This is a genomic window from Vibrio casei (assembly GCF_002218025.2).
Taxonomy (GTDB): Bacteria; Pseudomonadota; Gammaproteobacteria; order Enterobacterales; family Vibrionaceae; genus Vibrio; species Vibrio casei.
The window spans coordinates 1,960,690-1,978,107 of sequence record NZ_AP018680.1; the positions used below are offsets into that span (position 1 = coordinate 1,960,690).

A 17,418-nucleotide genomic window follows, 5' to 3' on the forward strand; every position below is an offset into this window, starting at 1 on the left:
TTATTAATATGAACAGGTAGTATCAATGAAGGTTTATTTGCTGCAAGGAATGCACTTATGTCGTATCAATCCCCTATTTCACTCGCTGATCAACAAATTTCATCATTAGAAATAAAGCAGCAATTAGAGCAGTTCTCACAATATCAAAAAAATGCCTTCCTCAATCACGAACAATCTGTAGAAAATTTAGTTCATGAACGATCAACCTATATGGACTCAATCTTAAACCGTTTATGGGATTACTTTGGATTTAGCCAAGTCCCTTCTCTCAGTTTAGTGGCAGTTGGCGGCTATGGGCGCTCTGAACTTCACCCACTGTCCGACATTGATATACTCATTCTTTCTCAAAAAAAAATCACAGATGATGTTAATAAGAAAATCAGCTCATTCATCACATTACTTTGGGATTTACATCTTGAAATTGGGCATAGCGTGCGCACTCTCAAAGAGTGCATCAAAGTTGGTAAAAGCGATCTTACCGTAGCGACCAACTTGCAAGAAGCTCGATACTTATGCGGTTGCCAACAAACCTTTGAGCAATTAATCGAAAACATTACCAGCGCAAATTTTTGGCCTAGTGAAACCTTTTATAAAGCAAAATTAAAAGAGCAACGTGAACGCCATGCTCGATTTCACGACACGACCTACAATTTAGAACCGGATATAAAATCCAGCCCTGGCGGACTGCGTGACATTCACACGCTAAGTTGGGTAGCAAGAAGACATTTCGGGGCGACATCTTTAAGAGAAATGAGCTATGCCGGTTTCTTAACAGACGCTGAATATCGCGAACTTGTAGAATGCCAAAACTTTCTTTGGCGAGTGCGTTTTGCCTTGCATATTGAACTGAAACGCTATGACAATCGTTTAACGTTTGGCCATCAAGCAAATGTTGCAGAAAACCTTGGTTTTAAAGGCGAAGGAAATCGTGGCATTGAAATGATGATGAAAGAGTTCTATCGCACCTTACGTCGTGTTGCTGAACTCAATAAAATGCTGCTAAAGCTTTTTGATCAAGCGATTATGAATCAAGGAAAACTCGCCGACGCCGTCATTCTTTCCGATGATTTCCAAAGACGTGGTTCTTTAATTGAAGCCAGAAAGCCGGCCCTATTTCAAGCTCGTCCTGAAACCATTTTGGACATGTTTTTACACATTGCCAATGACTCCACCATTGATGGCGTAAGTCCCCCTACTTTACGCCAGTTACGAACAGCAAGGCGAAGGTTGAATCGATTCTTGCATACGATACCGGCAGCGCGTGAAAAATTCATGGATCTCATCAGTCATCCTAACTCATTACACAAAGCGTTTAGCTTAATGCATAAATTAGGAGTCCTAGCGGCCTACCTACCACAATGGAGTCAAATTGTTGGGCAAATGCAATTTGATTTATTTCATGTGTACACTGTTGATGAGCATAGTATACGAGTACTAAAACACATTCATTCGTTTAGTAATATTGATAACCATGACAAGCATCCCATTTGCTGCGAGGTTTATCCTAGAATTCAAAAGAAAAACTTATTAATCATTGCGGCTATGTTTCATGATATAGGAAAAGGTCGCGGTGGTGATCACTCTGAAATAGGCGCGGTTGAAGCTTATGATTTTTGTATCGAACACGGCCTATCAAGGCCAGAAGCTAAATTAGTTTCATGGTTAGTACAGAACCATTTACTGATGTCAGTCACCGCTCAACGCCGCGATATCTATGATCCAGATGTGATTACCGAATTTGCTAAAAAAGTTCGTGATGAAGAATATCTAGAAAATTTAGTCTGTTTAACGGTTGCCGATATTTGTGCCACCAATCCAGAATTATGGAACAGTTGGAAACGAACGCTATTAGCCGAGCTTTTTTATTCCACTCAACGAGCATTACGCCGAGGCTTAGAAAACCCTGTCGATTTACGCGATCGTATCCGTCATAACCAACATATGGCTGCCGCTATGTTGCGCAAAGAAAATTTCTCTCCTCGAGAAATAGAAGTGCTATGGCAACGATTTAAAGCTGATTATTTTTTACGCCACACACCAAAACAAATCGCTTGGCATGGTGAGCACTTACTTACTCACGATCCAAAAAAACCTCTAGTATTATTAAGTAAAAATGCCACACGAGGTGGAACAGAGGTCTTTATTTATACGAAAGATAAAGCCAGTTTATTTGCCACCATGGCGGCTGAGTTAGATCGAAGAAACCTCAGCATCCATGATGCACAAATCATGACCAGCAAAGATGGCTATGCACTCGATACATTTATGGTTCTTGACCAAAATGGCGACCCAGTTGAAGAAATTCGTCATGAACAAATTAAGCAATACTTAACCGATGTTCTCAACGGCAAAATCACCGCTAACACTCGCTCAAGAAGAGTGCCAAATAAGCTCAAACATTTTACCGTTAAAACCCGTATTGATTTCATTCCAACAAGAACAGGAAAACGCAGTTTAATGGAACTCGTAGCGCTTGATACACCAGGCCTACTCGCAAAAATAGGTCAAGTATTTGCTAAATTAGGCGTAAATTTGCATGGAGCAAAAATCACCACCATTGGTGAGCGAGCAGAAGATTTATTTATTCTTACCTCCCCTGCAGGAGGACGTTTAGAGCCAGAGGTGGAAGAGGCGCTAAAAGCCCACCTTATCGCAGCAATTAATGAATTATCACCCAATTAATACCCCGTTATAAAACTTAGAGACTATGGTTCTCAATAATTAGAAAACAACAAAACGACATCTTCAATACTTGTATGCTAGAGTCATTGAAAACAACCAGTTTGAATTAAGAGGTAAACGTACTATGTATCCAAATCTCAACAAGCTAGGCATCACAGACACAAAACTTATCGCTCGATACAGCTTGCGCCAAGAAGCACAAGTCGATGTTTTAAAAGTTTATTTTCACAAGCAAAAAGGTGATCTTTTTGCTAAAAGCGTTAAATTCAAATATCCACGCCAACGAAAAAACATTCGTGTGAACTCAAACAGCAGTGAATACAAAGAAACAACCGAAGTCAGCCCTAGCCTGACCAAAGTTATGACAGAGTTGAATCAAATTACCAAACCGAAAGAAATGGATAACAAAGACATCAAGCATAAGATCTTGACTGATTTGCGCCACTTAGAAAAAGTGGTCTCAGGAAAAATTGCTGAAATTGAAGCCGATTTAGAAAAATTAAAATAACGCTACCCCCCCCCCCCCTCGTTTCTTATTTCAAGAAACGAGGTATCTCTCTTATTCTATTATATGAACTACATTGTCCATTCAAAATCCGTGATTAACCCCAGCCACACTTCATCAAACCCTGCTTCGATTAATATTGGCTGCATGGTGATAGGATGGATAAAACGTAAACTCGATGCATGTAACATGAGTCGATTTGCTTGATAAACGTCTCTAAATAAGCGGTTTTGTTTTCCATCACCATGAGAAGTATCACCTAAAATAGGGTGACGTAAATGTGCCATATGTCGACGTAATTGATGTTTTCGTCCCGTGAGTGGTTTCAGTTCTACCAAACTAAAACGACTGGTTGGGAAGCGCCCTGTCGAATGAGGCACTTCAACTTTAGCTAACGGTTTATAATCGGTAATCGCAGATTGTGCCTCTTGTTCGATACGTGCAAATTTATCCGCGACTTTATCCAGTTCTTTTTTAAGTGGGTAATCAAGACGATCCCCGTCTTCTATCCAGCCACGTACAATCGCATGATAGATTTTTTCAAATTGATGTTCAGCAAACATCGGCGATGCAATAGAAGCGACCTCACTTGAAAGCGCAAACAGCAATACTCCCGATGTTGGACGATCAAGGCGATGAAGTGGAAAAACATGTTGTCCAATTTGATCTCGTAACGTTTGCATAACAAAACGAGTTTCATGCCTATCTAGCCATGAACGATGAACAAGCATACCCGCGGGTTTATTCACCGCAACAAAGTATTCATCTTGAAAAATAATCTCTAAATATTCATGTTCTATCAGTTGACTCAAGCGTGTCTCATTATTTTCAATACGGTTCATTTGGCTCATTTTACTGCTTCATCTATTTGCTTAATGATTGGTAACAATTCAGATAATTTGGCCTTATCACTCATGGCTTGCTCAAAATATGGGCTAATTTCAAACCCACTAGGTACCTCTGAATTGGATTCAATCAAATCTTGCATTTTAGGCATGAACACCCATTGCAACCATTGAGTAGGAGACAACGTATCTAAAGCAAAAGGTTGAGTACTTTCCAAAGCGCGATACGATGGTGGCAAGCTTTGCCACAACTCAAGCTCCAGCATTTTATCTTCCAATTGAGCTAAAGCATCACTTAATTCAATATAATCACTCATTTTCGTTAGTGTCTCCTTGATAATGAGATGTTAGGATACCATTAAATACCCGTTGATGAGATCGCCCTTTCGATCTTCAATTACATTAAATGAATATAAATTGGACCTAAAGATGAGTGCTATACACAACCTAAGTCAACTACTAGAACAAAGTCAGTGCCAATATAAGATATTTGATTTAGGTCGTAGAATTCAGCCCATTGAGACTAAAGACTTCAAACAAGTCGAAAACGCTCAAAAACCTTACCCTTATCCACTTCAGCGCCACGCGCACTTGGCCATCGCTTACTGGGCAGAACAAAACCAACCTTGGATTTGGTTCTTAAAATTTCCTTTAGATGAACGAGGTCTCTTGAACCAAAGTGATATTGGTAATTTTTTAAAATATGTATCTGAATCAATGGGCGCACATTTGCATCAAGACCTCACAGAAGAACAGCAACAACACTTATCCAACAACCCTTATACATTCAAACCTAATGATGACAAAATGGCTGTATTTCATAGTGTTATTCGTTCGCATTTACAGCTTCCAACAAGCCAATATTATGAACATGCTCAGCATTACTTCAGTGGAGATCTTGGTTGGGGTAATTGGCAAACCGTTGGCCTACAAGGTATTACGGATATGTGTAGCCGCTTAAGTGATCAACAAAATAGTCTGGCAATTCGTAAAGCGCTTCCCCATTTAGCAAAAGATCAAACCCGATATCCTGCGCTCTATGTTTTACTTGGTGCTTTAGAGCATGTGGCGATTCCAGATAAGCTGTCGGACCATATTTTCAATCTAGCCAAACAAGAATGTGAAAAGTCCCACCCAGATTTATTCCTCATTTCCGCTTATGTTCGTGCTTTATCTGGAGCAAAAAACAACACAGCGATGACCTTGATCGAAATAATTCTCGCCAACACACAACTTAGCCACGCAGAAGTGTTAATCGCGATTGCAGGTCGTTGTTGGTCATTATTGAATACAGAAGCCCGTGCTGGTAAATTTTTATTACGCTTAGCTCAAACTCAAAATCAGCAACTCTTTAATCAATTATTTGCCGATCTAGTGATGATTCCAGACTTAAGATTTACATTTCTGCCTTTACTTAACCATACGCCAAGTCCAGAACTTACCCATGCGTTACTGGAACTACAGCAACAAACTAAATCGACAAAATAACATCCACCAATCAATCATATTCACCTAAAATAGGATAAAAAATGGTTACCGATTTACTAATGATTCTTTTGGTTTCCTTGATTGCTTTCCTATTTTGGCAGCAACGACGTCAATCTGAAATTGCGCATGCGTCGATCGCTCAACACTGTAAGCAGCTAGACTTACAACTACTCTCAACATCATTGTTACGCTATCAATTTCGATTACCGGATGGTCGCTTTCAATTTCACGCATTATACCAATTTGAATTCTCAGCTCGTGGCGACGATTATTATCAAGGCCGCTTAATCATGGTCGGCTTTAAAGCGGCAAAATTCATGCTGCCACCTTACCGTATTGTGGACAGAGAATTTTAAAGCACATCAGAAACAAAATTAAGGTTAATATATGCAAACTCAAAATGTGACAGAAGAACTGCATAATGTTCTTAGCGCAATCACGGCCGAAGGAAAAGAGCCAAGTGTGGCTTTAGTGAAATCTCGACTTTCGATGTCAGTGCCAATGCCTGCGATCATTAAAACGATCAAGTCATGGAAATCATCAAACAAAGTTCCCAAAGTAGAAATCGCGTCACCAGGCCAGTCATTTTCAAGTGAAGAACGTATCGTACAACTAGAACAACAAGTCAAAAACTTAACCGAACGTTTAATTCGTTTAGAACGAACATCCATTTAATCTTGGATATATCAATAGGAAAGAACCATGAAAATTTGGGTTGATGCCGATGCATGTCCAAAAACGATTCGCGAAACCATTTGCCGTGCCGCCGAGAGAACGGGCATTGTCACCACATTTGTTGCTAACCATCTTGTGCCAATCCCTAAACGAGATAACATTCTTAGCTTGCAAGTCGAAACTGGCTTTGATATTGCCGACAATGAAATAGTACGGCGCGTGGAGGTAGGCGATTTAGTGATCACTTCGGATATCCCCCTTGCCGATGAAGTTATCACTAAAGGTGGACAAGCCTTAAGTTCTCGCGGTGAGCTTTACACCAAAGACACGATTAAAGCACGTTTAAACATTCGTGACTTTATGGATACAATGCGCTCAAGTGGCATTCAAAGTGGCGGCCCAGCACCACTTTCTCAAGCCGATAAACGAGAGTTTGCTAACCATTTAGATAAAATACTAGCAAAAGCAAAATAAAACGCTCTTGGATAAATCGCGATGCTGATCGAATATTAAAAAAGAGACAATATTGTCATCGACTGCTCAGAAGCAAAGCGACCAAGAAACCGCTTATTTCAACTGATCCCAAGATACATTTGAGACAAGACGGCATTCGTCACACTTGAAGTGGAAAATATCATGGAGCGGTTGCTGAGCAACGTTCCAATCACCACCACAACGTGGACACAGGCGTTGTTTTTCTGCCTCTACACTTTCTCCGCCAATACGATATAAATAATAATAAGTAGGAATATTCGTTAGATACTCCAAACGACCTCGAAGATCCCAACCTCTACGAAAAAGGTCACTACTCACCTCAGAAATCTCACTTAATGTTGAATGTTTTGCCTGTGTCGCGCCTGCCATTTGGATTTCATCACACGCTTGCCACTCAGTTTGCCACTTTATAATGGCTTTATGATCACCATTCAATGTCGGCGGATTGTGGTACAAAGGAATCGGTCTGAATGTGTCGCCACAGCGCAATGGCGAACAAGAATGAATAAAGGTCGTATATAGGATCTGCCAGCTTGACTGCCCTGCCTCCTCATAAGACACCGTTTGTTCAGAATTTAAGTCCTGCCCCAGAACTTTCACTTTTGGTGCTAACACCTTCGCATCAGTTAACCTTTGTAAGCATACTTTCACATAATCAGAATGATAATCTGGATGTAAACTATCAGCTTCAGGGCAAATTAAACGAGCTCTAAATTCGCCATCACCAATAATAATCGGAAACTCACGACCTAATACTTGCCCGTTATAACGTAAGGCATCTAACAAACCATTAATCGATCTTTCTACGGCATCAATCGTCGTATTATCAAAACATTCAAACTGTAGCTCTACAACGTACACAAAACTTCCTTACACTTCCGCTTGGCATTGAATTAAAAATTGCTCGACATTAGAGCTCAAAACATCACGCTTTGCCGTTCCTAAACGCTCTAAAATCACTTCACCACTGATATTACAAATTGAAATTACATCTAGTTCAGCATCTGTCGTACCGATAAAAACCGTTGGTTTTAGCTTTAAACGACGCTGCGTCACTAAGTGTCCTAATATGTTTTCTTGCAAACGAATAAAATCCTCATCGCTCCACACTTGTAGCAATGTGAAAGGCTTTCCCTTCCAAGAAAGCGTTAAATCTGCGCTATACTGTGAACCATAAAAAACTTTAACATCAGGGTGGATAAGAAGCTCAATACCACGCTCCAAATTGCTAAAATCAGCCAGTTCATCACGCTCTTGTGGCAACCATTCAATGGTGTTGTCATCCGATCCACTTTGAATACAAGGCGAAGGAATTCCCCGCATTTCATTCGCTATCGGGCGGCTTTTATAAGCGTCTTGCCACTTGTCCACAAACTCAGTAGTTAAAACGGCTAAAGCTTGAGCGATATTGTAATTCATATAAGACTCCATGATGACAGCTATCTTTTGATTCAGTACTATTCCAACAAAAATTAAGAACGAGAAAATACGATGACTCATTCAACGCAAACAAAATATGCTAATGCCAAAGAATTGCAAGGATTAACATTAGGCCAAACTACTCAATATAGTCATGATTACGACCCTAGATTACTTCAACCGGTTCCTCGTAGCCTCAATCGTAACGATCTAGGGCTCACAGACAATCAAAACCTACCTTTTATTGGTTGCGACATTTGGACAATGTACGAACTGTCTTGGCTAAATAGTAAAGGCTTGCCTCAAGTTGCCGTAGGAGATGTGATGTTGCCAGTAACCAGTGAAAATTTGATTGAATCAAAATCGTTTAAACTCTACCTTAATAGCTTAAATCAGACTCGGTTTGAATCATGGCAACAAGTACAAGCAACGATTGAGAAAGATTTATCACAATGTGCTGGTGAACATGTTTTTGTTCAATTACATCCGCTAAGCCATTATACCGACCAACTGATTACGACCATGAAAGGTCATTGCATTGATGATCAAGATATTGAAATCAAAAATTATAATTTTGATGACGCCTATTTAAACTGCGCAGTAAGTAGTCACGTCGTCACCGAAACACTGCATAGCCACTTATTAAAATCAAACTGTTTGATTACAAACCAACCTGATTGGGGAAGCGTTGAAATTGAATATACCGGTAAAAAAATTAACCAAGAAGCGCTATTGCGTTATTTGGTTTCTTTCCGTGAACATAATGAGTTCCATGAGCAATGTGTTGAACGTATTTTCTGTGATCTTATGCAATACTGCCAACCTGAACAATTGAGTGTATACGCTCGCTATACTCGTCGAGGCGGGTTAGATATCAATCCATTTCGTTCAACTAACCTGAAACAGCCACACATGATGACTCGAATGGCTCGTCAATAGTGAACGCAGTTTCAATATGAACGTAACGTGTAAAATACAGTCCAACAAGACGATGACGCAAAAAAGTATATGAAATAACCAACAAGCCTTGTGGCGTCATCTTTGAATCAATGCTTATATCCAAGAACAAAGGGGATAACCGCAACACTCAGTACCAATAATGGTAATATACCCTTTTAGAACAAACCATTGAGATTGAAAGCAAATGAAAAGAACCTGCTGGCTATGTTTTATCCTGTTACTATCGTTCAGTGCGCCTATCCAAGCTAAGGTCTATGTTTCGCCAATCCTGAATGAAGCCAACAAATTACTCAGTGTCACCCCAAGCCAGTCTCTTAGCATTACCAAACAATTTCTTTCTACTCGAAAATTAGTCTCCACCAGTAGTCAAGATTACACTCTATCGCGAGACGGCAGTGAACAAACTATTCGAACCCCAGCGGCCACTATTGAAGCGATGCAAATCATGGCAATGGCCTATTACGCTTTAGGTTCTCAGCATCTTGCTTTTCAAACTCTAGAAGAGGCCGATAAATTATCAACACAGTTTGGGGTGCCCAACCAACAAATTAATACCCTTCTTTTACATGCCCAACTTCTATGGAAACAAACTTATGATCTAGTCAGAGTGAAACCATTCTTAAAGCAAATCAATAGTGAATTAAAAAAGCAAGATCCCAATTCCAACACCATTTGGTATCAGCAGATTCAATACGATCTCAATATGTTTGAAGCGGATATCAACGCTCATTTAGGAGACAAGGTAAAAACTGAAGCCTCATTTCTAAAAGCTCAAAACTACCTTAATAATCTAGATTCCGTGAGTTTAAACATTGATTACCATCTTCGTTATGGTCAGTATTACCTTGACCACAAAGAATATGATAATGCCTTAAAAGAGCTTCTCACGACTTATTGGATGGCAATAAAAGAAGGTGATAGCGTTGAACTTGCACGTACCAACCGAGCACTTGCTAAACTTTTCTATACTCGACTGATTTTTGATAAAGCGTTAGAACATGCAACAGAAGCAGCCGACTTTTATGATAATTACCCATATTCCATTCCCTTGTCTGACACCATCAAATTAATGGCGGATACTTATTTCAAACAAGGTAAATACAACCTTGCTTTAGTCAATTACCTGAACATGCTTGATAATGAGTCAAACATACGTTCAATCGAAGGGGTCATACAATTACGTATTGATATTGCTAACACGTACTTAAAGTTGTTTGACTTCAGTCATGCTGAACATTACTTATCTCAAGCAGAAAAATTGGTCTCTCAAACCAATCATACTCGGTTAAAAGTGGAGGTCAGCTTATTAAAAGCAGCATTAGCACTGCCGAATAATAATGCACAACAAGCTTTAATCGACAGCCAATCTGGATTAGAACTAGCGATAGCGTTAAGCGATGACTCACTGCAAATGCATGCTTATCAAATTCAATCCCTTGCTTATCAACAACAAAGTAAACTCAAACAAGCACTACATGCAGAAAAGCAATTCCAACAACTGTGGTTTAACCAGCAAGAACAGTTTAATGCCGTAAATGAAGATGTATTCAGACAGCAAAAAGATATTATAGAGAGATCCCTTCATTACTCAGGGTTAGAAGCTAACCTCGCACATCTAAATAAGGAATATTTAAGATACCAACGAGCTGCCCTTATTTTAATGGTGATTGCTTTTATATTGATGTGTATTGTGCTCCGCAGGGGCTATTTAAATCAAAAAATTCGTGAAGAGCTCGAAACGCAAACCGTTGATCTCTACACACACCCTCGTTCAGGTTTACAAAACTTAAAATTATTGAATGCCAAACTGCCTAAATCTCTTGAACAAAGTAGCGCAGTGTTTGAGCAATGGCGTTTAGGCGAATTAATAAATGAACCATTAAGTGATCGCTTACATTTCTTAATGATCGATCTTCCTTTCTTACGTAATTTATACCTAAAACGTGGTTACTTAACGGGGCTTGAGATTGAGAAAAAATTCGGTGAGCATGTTAATCAACACATCATTGAACCGGCGAGGTTATATCACTTCTCTGATGGCTTATTTTTATATATTGAACCTAAAGCAACCCACCAACATACGCCTGAAACCCTGTTCAATAAAATACAATCGTGGATCGATAGCTTTGAAGTTGACATGAACATTGATCGCCACATTAAAGTAGGAATAGCTGAATATCCTTTTCTTCCAAGGGCTTACACAGCCATTAATGATAAAGAATTAATTGATATTTTATTGATGGCAATTTATCTCGCCAGAAAAATCAGCGACCGTAATCCAGAAAGTAAATCACAATGGGTACACCTTTCTGCGATTGAAAATGCCCCTGCAGCAAGTTTTGCCAGCAACAATATTCGTCAAGCTTGTCAGCAAGCTGTCGAACAAGGATTAATTAAGATCCAAACCTCCGGAGCCAATGAGGACATTGCTAAGAGTATTTTGCGCAATGACGATAATCGCTTTTAAATCACCGAAGAAAAAGAATATAAAGATGTCGTCATCCGCCTCAAGATATTGAGGATAGACTCTTGATATACAAACAAATATCACCATCCAATTGTAGCGTATTTGTAAAAACCTGTGTAAGGTGAATAGACCTAACCGAAAAAATAAAATCATAATCGGTGAAAAGGAGCATTCTATGATCACACAAATAAGCCCAATGGGCAGTTTAGATTTATTATCTCAATTAGAAGTGAGCAAATTAAAAAAAGCAGCCTCTAGTGACCTTTATCAGCTCTATCGCAGCTGTTCACTTGCGGTCTTAAATTCAGGCAGCCATACCGATAACTCCGAAGAACTTCTTCGACAATATGAATCATTTGAAATTGAAGTGATGCGTCGTGAACGCGGAATGAAATTAGAACTTATCGACCCACCAGAGCATGCTTTTGTTGATGGCACGATCATTAAAGGTATTCAAGCTCACTTATTTTCCGTATTACGCGATATCGTATTCTTACATGTACAGCTTGCCGATAGCCAACGCCTACACTTAACCGATTCAGCTCAAATCACCAATTTAGTCTTTGGTATTTTACGCAATGCTAAAGCACTGCACCCCGGTATCGAACCGAATGTCGTCGTGTGTTGGGGTGGGCATTCCATCAACCCAGTCGAATATCAATACACTCGTGAAGTCGGCAATGAACTTGGCTTACGTGAAATGAACATTTGTACGGGTTGTGGTCCTGGTGCGATGGAAGGGCCAATGAAAGGCGCAGCAGTCGGCCATGCTAAACAACGCTACCCTTATCAACGTTATATCGGATTAACAGAACCATCAATCATTGCCGCTGAGCCACCAAACCCCATTGTCAATGAATTGATCATCATGCCGGATATTGAAAAACGTCTAGAAGGTTTTGCTCGAATGGGCCATGGCATCATAATCTTCCCAGGTGGCCCAGGAACGGCAGAAGAACTTTTATATATTTTGGGTATTTTAATGCACCCGAATAATGCAGATCAACCTTTACCCTTAGTGCTAACTGGCCCGAAAGAGAGCGAAGCCTACTTCCGCTCTATCGATCAGTTCATCCATGACACATTAGGCCCAGAAGCCCAAAAGCATTACCAAATCGTGATAGGGGATCCTTCGCGAGCGGCGCGTATAATTAAAGATGCAATGCCAAAAGTAAAAGAACATCGTAAAGCACATGAAGATGCTTATAGCTTTAACTGGTCTTTATATATTGCGCCAGATTTTCAAGCTCCATTTGAACCAACACATGAATCCATGGCGGCACTAGATTTACACTTAGATCAGCCTGCCGAAAAACTGGCTGCCAATTTGCGTAAAGCATTTTCAGGCATTGTTGCAGGAAACGTCAAATCAGAAGGTATCCGTGAAATTAAAAAATACGGACCATTCATTATTGACGGTGATCGCAGCTTGATGGAAAAAATGGACACCTTACTTGGCGACTTTGTTGAACAACAACGTATGAAGCTACCCGGTTCAGAATACGTTCCTTGCTATCGTATTGCTCGATAAACGCTCATAAAAATTAACACTCAGTTTTACATTGAGTTTGTTACAATGGCTTCTCGCTTACTTATCCTAATGCCATTCAAGGATCTAAAAGCTGAAGCCATTTTTTATGGGTACTATTTTTATAGGAGAAGTTATGTCGATTCATCTGGTGATCATTGATGCATTAAACCTAATTCGTCGAGTGCACTCTGCCCAACCCGATCCTACAGATATTGCTCGTACTATCGAAACAACCAGCCGTACCTTAAACAAAATCATTAAAGAATCTCAGCCGACCCACATGATTGCGGTTTTTGACCATCACTTACAAAACCGTGGATGGCGTGCTGACGTTTTACCGAGTTATAAAGAGGATAGGAAACCCATGCCACCCGCACTATTAACAGGACTTGAGAGTATTCAAACCGCGTGGTGGGAATTGGGTATTGATTCATTACTTTCTGATGGCGATGAAGCCGACGATTTAATTGCCACGCTTGCATGTAAAGTATCATCATCGGGAGAGAAAACCACCATTATCTCAACAGATAAAGGCTATTGCCAATTACTCTCGCCCAACATTCAGATTCGAGACTATTTTCAGCATCGTTGGTTAGATGCCCCTTTTATTGAACAAGAGTTTGGCGTAAAACCTCAACAACTTGCCGATTACTGGGGGCTAGTAGGCATAAGCTCAAGCAAAGTTCCGGGCGTGCCGGGTATCGGACCTAAAGCGGCCAAAGCGATTTTACAACAATACCATGATATTGAAACTGCCTACACAGCCGAAGACTTACTGTCTAAATATCGTAAAAAGCTAGACGAGCATATTGAACTCGCGAGAATCTGTAAGCGAATTGCCGCCTTACAAACCGACATGGTATTAGGGTTTAATTTACAGGATATAAGATTAGAGCGAAACTAGGGACAAGCAACACGCCGTCCCTAGAAGCAAAAGTCAACCAACCGATATTAATACGGTGAGATATTCTTTAAAATCTGCACATGAACCGTAATTTCTTCACGATCATGGTACAAATGTTTAGCTTGAAGTTTGAATGGTATTTCATTTTCTTTAAAAAATATTTTCAGATTTTCAATGTCTTCCAATACTTCATCATAACGACCTTTCATGGGTAATTTCAGGTTAAAAATGGCCTCCTTAGCTAAACCACGGATCAACCACTCCCCCATCAATTGAGCGACGCGCGAAGGCTTCTCAATCATGTCACACACTAACCACGTCACGTTCTTTTTCGCAGGTTCAAACTTAAAACCATCTGCAGCGTGATATTTTACTTGGCCCGTATCCATTAAACTTTGTGCCATTGCTCCGTTATCCACCGCGTGGACAAACATCGAACGTTTCACCAATTGATACGTCCAACCACCCGGACATGCGCCCAAATCTACCGCCCACATACCCGGCGCTAAACGCTCGTCCAACTCTTCTTTAGGAATAAACACATGAAACGCTTCTTCCAATTTTAATGTTGAGCGGCTTGGTGCATCCGATGGAAATTTTAAACGAGGAATGCCCATGAAAAATTGTGAGTTGTTTTGAGAAAGTGAATAACCAACAAAACAATGTCCCGGAGCGACAAAACACACATGCAACACTGGTTTTTTAGCATTGTCTTTTGCGTATAAGTAACCTTTACCACGAATAGCACTACGCAGTGGCACGGTAAACTTACGGCAGAATTTAAGCAGCTCTTTTGCTTCATTGGTATCGGGCGTTTCAACACGAATATCACCACAAGTTGGGAATTTATCTTGTGCTTCTATGGCCTCTAAAATTGGCGATATACGGTCTTCACTCGGAAGATCTGTTAACGCCTCTGAAACCGCCATCATTTGGCGAGCAAAAATTAACGCCTTAAAATCGATTAACTTAATGAGCTTATCCGCATCACCATCTTGGTAACACTCAAACACCACGTAACCCGATTGTTTTTTTACTCGGGGAAAACCAAAAACCTCAAGGTTATTGGCTTTGTCTTGAATTTCGCCCGCACATTCTTTTTCAAAACCAGAACGGCAGTAGAGTAATACGTGTTTCACAGTGTCACCTTATTTAGTCGTAAAACGGATAGAGCAAAGAGGATCCAGCCAATCATAAAAAATAAACCACCAAGAGGCGTAATTGGACCAAACCACTTAATACCAGTTAATGCCAGTGCATATAAACTGCCACTAAAACAAAAGATGCCGATGATAAAGCAAATACCAGCAGATGCCAGTCCTTTACGACCCTTCTCATTATAGAGCGATTTCCCACCTTGTGAACTCTCTGCCGTTATCAATAATAAAATCCCACACGCTAACAGCGCAAAGGTATGCCACGCTTGGTATTGCACACCTGTTTTGAATACCGATAATAACGTTTCAGATAAAATATTAGATAGACCATGAGCGGCAAATGCCCCCAGTCCCACCGTAATAAACCCAGAAAGGCCAGCAAAAGCGAGAATTTTATCTCCTTTGCATTTACATCTTTTTTTAGATTCTTGCTTAGATTGAGCGATCACCATTAACCCTTACTTCATGTTTATCTGTTGTTGAATGAACTCAACCATTTTTTTCACAACCAAGGCTCGGTTCGCATTTTCAGTATACCCAGAGCGAACCCGAGGCTTGAAACTATGATCACCATCAGGAATAAAATCCACTTTGACTGACTCAGAAAAAATAAAACTAGCACATTCTTCTTTGGTACCAAACGTATCACGCTCACCTTGTAAAATCAGAATGGGTTTGTCCACGTTTGCCAAATGCTCACCTTTATAATTCTCAGGTTTAGCTGGCGGATGAAAAGGAAAGCCTAAACACATAACAGCGGTAACCGCTTCATGTTCAACCAAATGGCTTGCCATTCTCCCTCCCATTGATTTCCCAGCTAAGAATAAGTGCTCAGAATCTTGTCTATATTGAACAATTTTTTTTTCAAAATCGGCTAATAATTTAGGGGCGCGATCCGGGGGGCACTTCTTACCATCTTCAGCTCGTTTTACCATATAAGGAAAATTAAAGCGGATAACTCGAATATCATGTTTTGACAATTGTTTCGCAATATCGGCCATAAATTCATGATCCATTCCCGCCCCAGCACCATGCGCCAGAAGAACCGTCACTTTCGTATTGTCTTCCCCATCAACTAAAGTTATGGGTAGGGTGATGTCTGAATTCATTCTGATAACACCTCATCTTCCAACAATGAATCTTGCTCACTGGCGGCTTTACTTAGCATCCAATCACGAAACGTTGCCACTCGTCCTACATCAGCTTGTTTATTATCGCACACAACATAAAACGCATTCTTACTGATTAATACCTCATCAAAGGGTTGCACTAAACGTCCTGAATCTAAATCAGGCTGCACAAGCACATTATTGACTAAGGCAATACCTTGCCCATGCATCGCCGCTTGAATCACCATGGTTGAATGACTAAAAATCGGACCATGATTCACATTCACTCCTTCCAAATTTTGCTCTTTCATAAACTGTTTCCAGTATTTACGAGAACTATCATGTAACAAAGTGTGTTGCTTTAAATCATCTAGACTGTTTAATGGTTTCGTACCAAGCAGTAATTGCGGTGAACAAACAGGAATCAAGCATTCAATATACAATTTATCAGCACGGACACCTGGCCAATTGCCTCGACCGTAATAAATCGCCACGTCGACATCATCAGACAACAACCCTTCATCCATATCGACCGCTTTAATACGAACATCAATATCAGGCTCTTGAGCATTAAAATCCGCTAAACGAGGTACTAACCACTGAATAGCAAAACTTGGCGTTAAACTGATGGTCAACGCACCTTTTTCACTACGCTCTAAAACCTTATCCGTCGCATCCGATATCGACGTGAAAATATCTTTAATGTCTAAAAAATAGCTCTGGCCTTCTTCTGTAAGCAACAATGAGCGATTACGACGACGAAATAGTTTGATGCCTAAGAACTCTTCCAATGCTTTAACTTGGTGGCTCACCGCAGCTTGAGTCACAAACAACTCCTCCGCCGCTCGCGTGAAGCTTAAGTAACGCGCAGCGGCTTCAAACACACGTAATGAATTCAAAGGTGGTAAACGTCTAGCCATAAATTAAACCTTTCTTATAAACGAAAAGACATTAAGGGGATGAATATGGATATTATCTTGATGCAAGAAAATATGACATGAATTTTTCTCATGCGAAGCATTATAATTTGTCCATTGTCGAATCGCCACGAAAACTCTATATTTCACATCACATTAATGAGTTACGCCATTTATCTCTAACCTGTAAATGCGTGATTGACTAATGCTAATGTTGTGTTTGCATTAACTCTTTTGAGTTTTATGGCGAAATGGAAATACTCC

The 17,418-nt window shown here is 40.2% G+C and carries 18 protein-coding genes; 10 read left to right on the plus strand and 8 right to left on the minus strand.

All coding sequences use genetic code 11. The annotated features are described in order from the left end of the window. The first annotated feature begins 57 nt into the window (after positions 1 to 57). Entirely contained in the window at positions 58 to 2,682 is a 2,625-nt protein-coding gene (glnD, locus tag VCASEI_RS09225) for a bifunctional uridylyltransferase/uridylyl-removing protein GlnD (RefSeq protein WP_086962718.1), read from the plus strand. A 124-nt stretch (positions 2,683 to 2,806) separates the two neighbouring features. Continuing rightward, complete coding sequence (locus tag VCASEI_RS09230; RefSeq protein ID WP_086962720.1) at positions 2,807 to 3,190, plus strand: DUF3461 family protein; 384 nt, start codon at positions 2,807 to 2,809, stop codon at positions 3,188 to 3,190. Positions 3,191 to 3,258: 68 nt separating this feature from the next. On the opposite strand, the gene truC is transcribed toward VCASEI_RS09230, so the two are convergent. Together truC and VCASEI_RS09240 are read right to left on the minus strand one after the other, a co-directional pair. Next, a complete protein-coding gene (gene truC / locus VCASEI_RS09235) occupies positions 3,259 to 4,029 on the minus strand; it encodes a tRNA pseudouridine(65) synthase TruC (RefSeq protein WP_086962869.1) in 771 nt (256 codons plus the stop codon). Positions 4,030 to 4,034: 5 nt separating this feature from the next. Further along, positions 4,035 to 4,349 carry a YqcC family protein gene (locus VCASEI_RS09240; RefSeq protein WP_086962722.1) on the minus strand — a complete coding sequence of 105 codons (315 nt, stop codon included), beginning with the start codon at positions 4,347 to 4,349 and terminating at the stop codon, positions 4,035 to 4,037. 112 nt (positions 4,350 to 4,461) lie between these two features. On the opposite strand from VCASEI_RS09240, the gene VCASEI_RS09245 reads away from it, so the two are divergent. Genes VCASEI_RS09245 through VCASEI_RS09260 form a run of 4 tightly spaced genes read left to right on the plus strand, consistent with a single transcriptional unit; the run spans position 4,462 to position 6,669 of the window. Then, a complete protein-coding gene (locus tag VCASEI_RS09245; protein ID WP_086962724.1) occupies positions 4,462 to 5,520 on the plus strand; it encodes a DUF3549 family protein in 1,059 nt (352 codons plus the stop codon). Positions 5,521 to 5,561: 41 nt separating this feature from the next. After that, entirely contained in the window at positions 5,562 to 5,876 is a 315-nt protein-coding gene (locus VCASEI_RS09250) for a DUF3301 domain-containing protein (RefSeq protein WP_089111101.1), read from the plus strand. A gap of 31 nt (positions 5,877 to 5,907) precedes the next feature. After that, complete coding sequence (locus tag VCASEI_RS09255; protein WP_086962727.1) at positions 5,908 to 6,195, plus strand: hypothetical protein; 288 nt, start codon at positions 5,908 to 5,910, stop codon at positions 6,193 to 6,195. A 27-nt stretch (positions 6,196 to 6,222) separates the two neighbouring features. Next, positions 6,223 to 6,669, plus strand: coding sequence for a YaiI/YqxD family protein (locus VCASEI_RS09260; protein WP_086962729.1), 447 nt, complete (start codon positions 6,223 to 6,225; stop codon positions 6,667 to 6,669). Positions 6,670 to 6,762: 93 nt separating this feature from the next. Here VCASEI_RS09260 and VCASEI_RS09265 read toward each other — a convergent pair whose 3' ends face one another. Both VCASEI_RS09265 and syd read right to left on the minus strand, forming a co-directional pair. Continuing rightward, positions 6,763 to 7,551 carry a Zn-ribbon-containing protein gene (locus VCASEI_RS09265; RefSeq protein WP_086962731.1) on the minus strand — a complete coding sequence of 263 codons (789 nt, stop codon included), beginning with the start codon at positions 7,549 to 7,551 and terminating at the stop codon, positions 6,763 to 6,765. 9 nt (positions 7,552 to 7,560) lie between these two features. Next, the gene (syd, locus tag VCASEI_RS09270; RefSeq protein WP_086962732.1) at positions 7,561 to 8,109 is read right to left on the minus strand and encodes a SecY-interacting protein; all 549 of its coding nucleotides are present in this window, start codon (positions 8,107 to 8,109) and stop codon (positions 7,561 to 7,563) included. Between the two features lie 72 nt (positions 8,110 to 8,181). On the opposite strand from syd, the gene queF reads away from it, so the two are divergent. From queF to xni, 4 genes are all read left to right on the plus strand, one after another. Further along, entirely contained in the window at positions 8,182 to 9,048 is an 867-nt protein-coding gene (gene queF / locus VCASEI_RS09275; protein ID WP_089111100.1) for an NADPH-dependent 7-cyano-7-deazaguanine reductase QueF, read from the plus strand. Between the two features lie 205 nt (positions 9,049 to 9,253). After that, positions 9,254 to 11,536, plus strand: coding sequence for a tetratricopeptide repeat protein (locus tag VCASEI_RS09280; protein WP_086962736.1), 2,283 nt, complete (start codon positions 9,254 to 9,256; stop codon positions 11,534 to 11,536). Positions 11,537 to 11,711: 175 nt separating this feature from the next. Beyond that, on the plus strand, positions 11,712 to 13,067 hold the full coding sequence (gene ppnN, locus VCASEI_RS09285) for a nucleotide 5'-monophosphate nucleosidase PpnN (protein WP_089111099.1): 1,356 nt from the start codon (positions 11,712 to 11,714) through the stop codon (positions 13,065 to 13,067). A 133-nt stretch (positions 13,068 to 13,200) separates the two neighbouring features. After that, on the plus strand, positions 13,201 to 13,971 hold the full coding sequence (xni, locus tag VCASEI_RS09290) for a flap endonuclease Xni (RefSeq protein ID WP_086962738.1): 771 nt from the start codon (positions 13,201 to 13,203) through the stop codon (positions 13,969 to 13,971). 47 nt (positions 13,972 to 14,018) lie between these two features. On the opposite strand, the gene rlmM is transcribed toward xni, so the two are convergent. Genes rlmM through VCASEI_RS09310 form a run of 4 tightly spaced genes read right to left on the minus strand, consistent with a single transcriptional unit; the run spans position 14,019 to position 17,157 of the window. Then, on the minus strand, positions 14,019 to 15,110 hold the full coding sequence (gene rlmM / locus VCASEI_RS09295; RefSeq protein WP_086962739.1) for a 23S rRNA (cytidine(2498)-2'-O)-methyltransferase RlmM: 1,092 nt from the start codon (positions 15,108 to 15,110) through the stop codon (positions 14,019 to 14,021). Then, positions 15,107 to 15,580: a DUF423 domain-containing protein gene (locus tag VCASEI_RS09300; RefSeq protein WP_086962741.1), complete on the minus strand. Its 474-nt coding sequence runs from the start codon at positions 15,578 to 15,580 to the stop codon at positions 15,107 to 15,109. Before VCASEI_RS09300 ends, rlmM begins: the two co-directional genes overlap by 4 nt. 6 nt (positions 15,581 to 15,586) lie before the next feature. After that, positions 15,587 to 16,237 (minus strand): alpha/beta family hydrolase, encoded by a 651-nt coding sequence (locus VCASEI_RS09305; protein WP_086962743.1) that lies wholly within the window; start codon positions 16,235 to 16,237, stop codon positions 15,587 to 15,589. After that, entirely contained in the window at positions 16,234 to 17,157 is a 924-nt protein-coding gene (locus VCASEI_RS09310) for a transcriptional regulator GcvA (protein ID WP_086962745.1), read from the minus strand. The genes VCASEI_RS09305 and VCASEI_RS09310 overlap by 4 nt, the downstream gene beginning before the upstream one ends. Positions 17,158 to 17,418 lie beyond the last annotated feature (261 nt).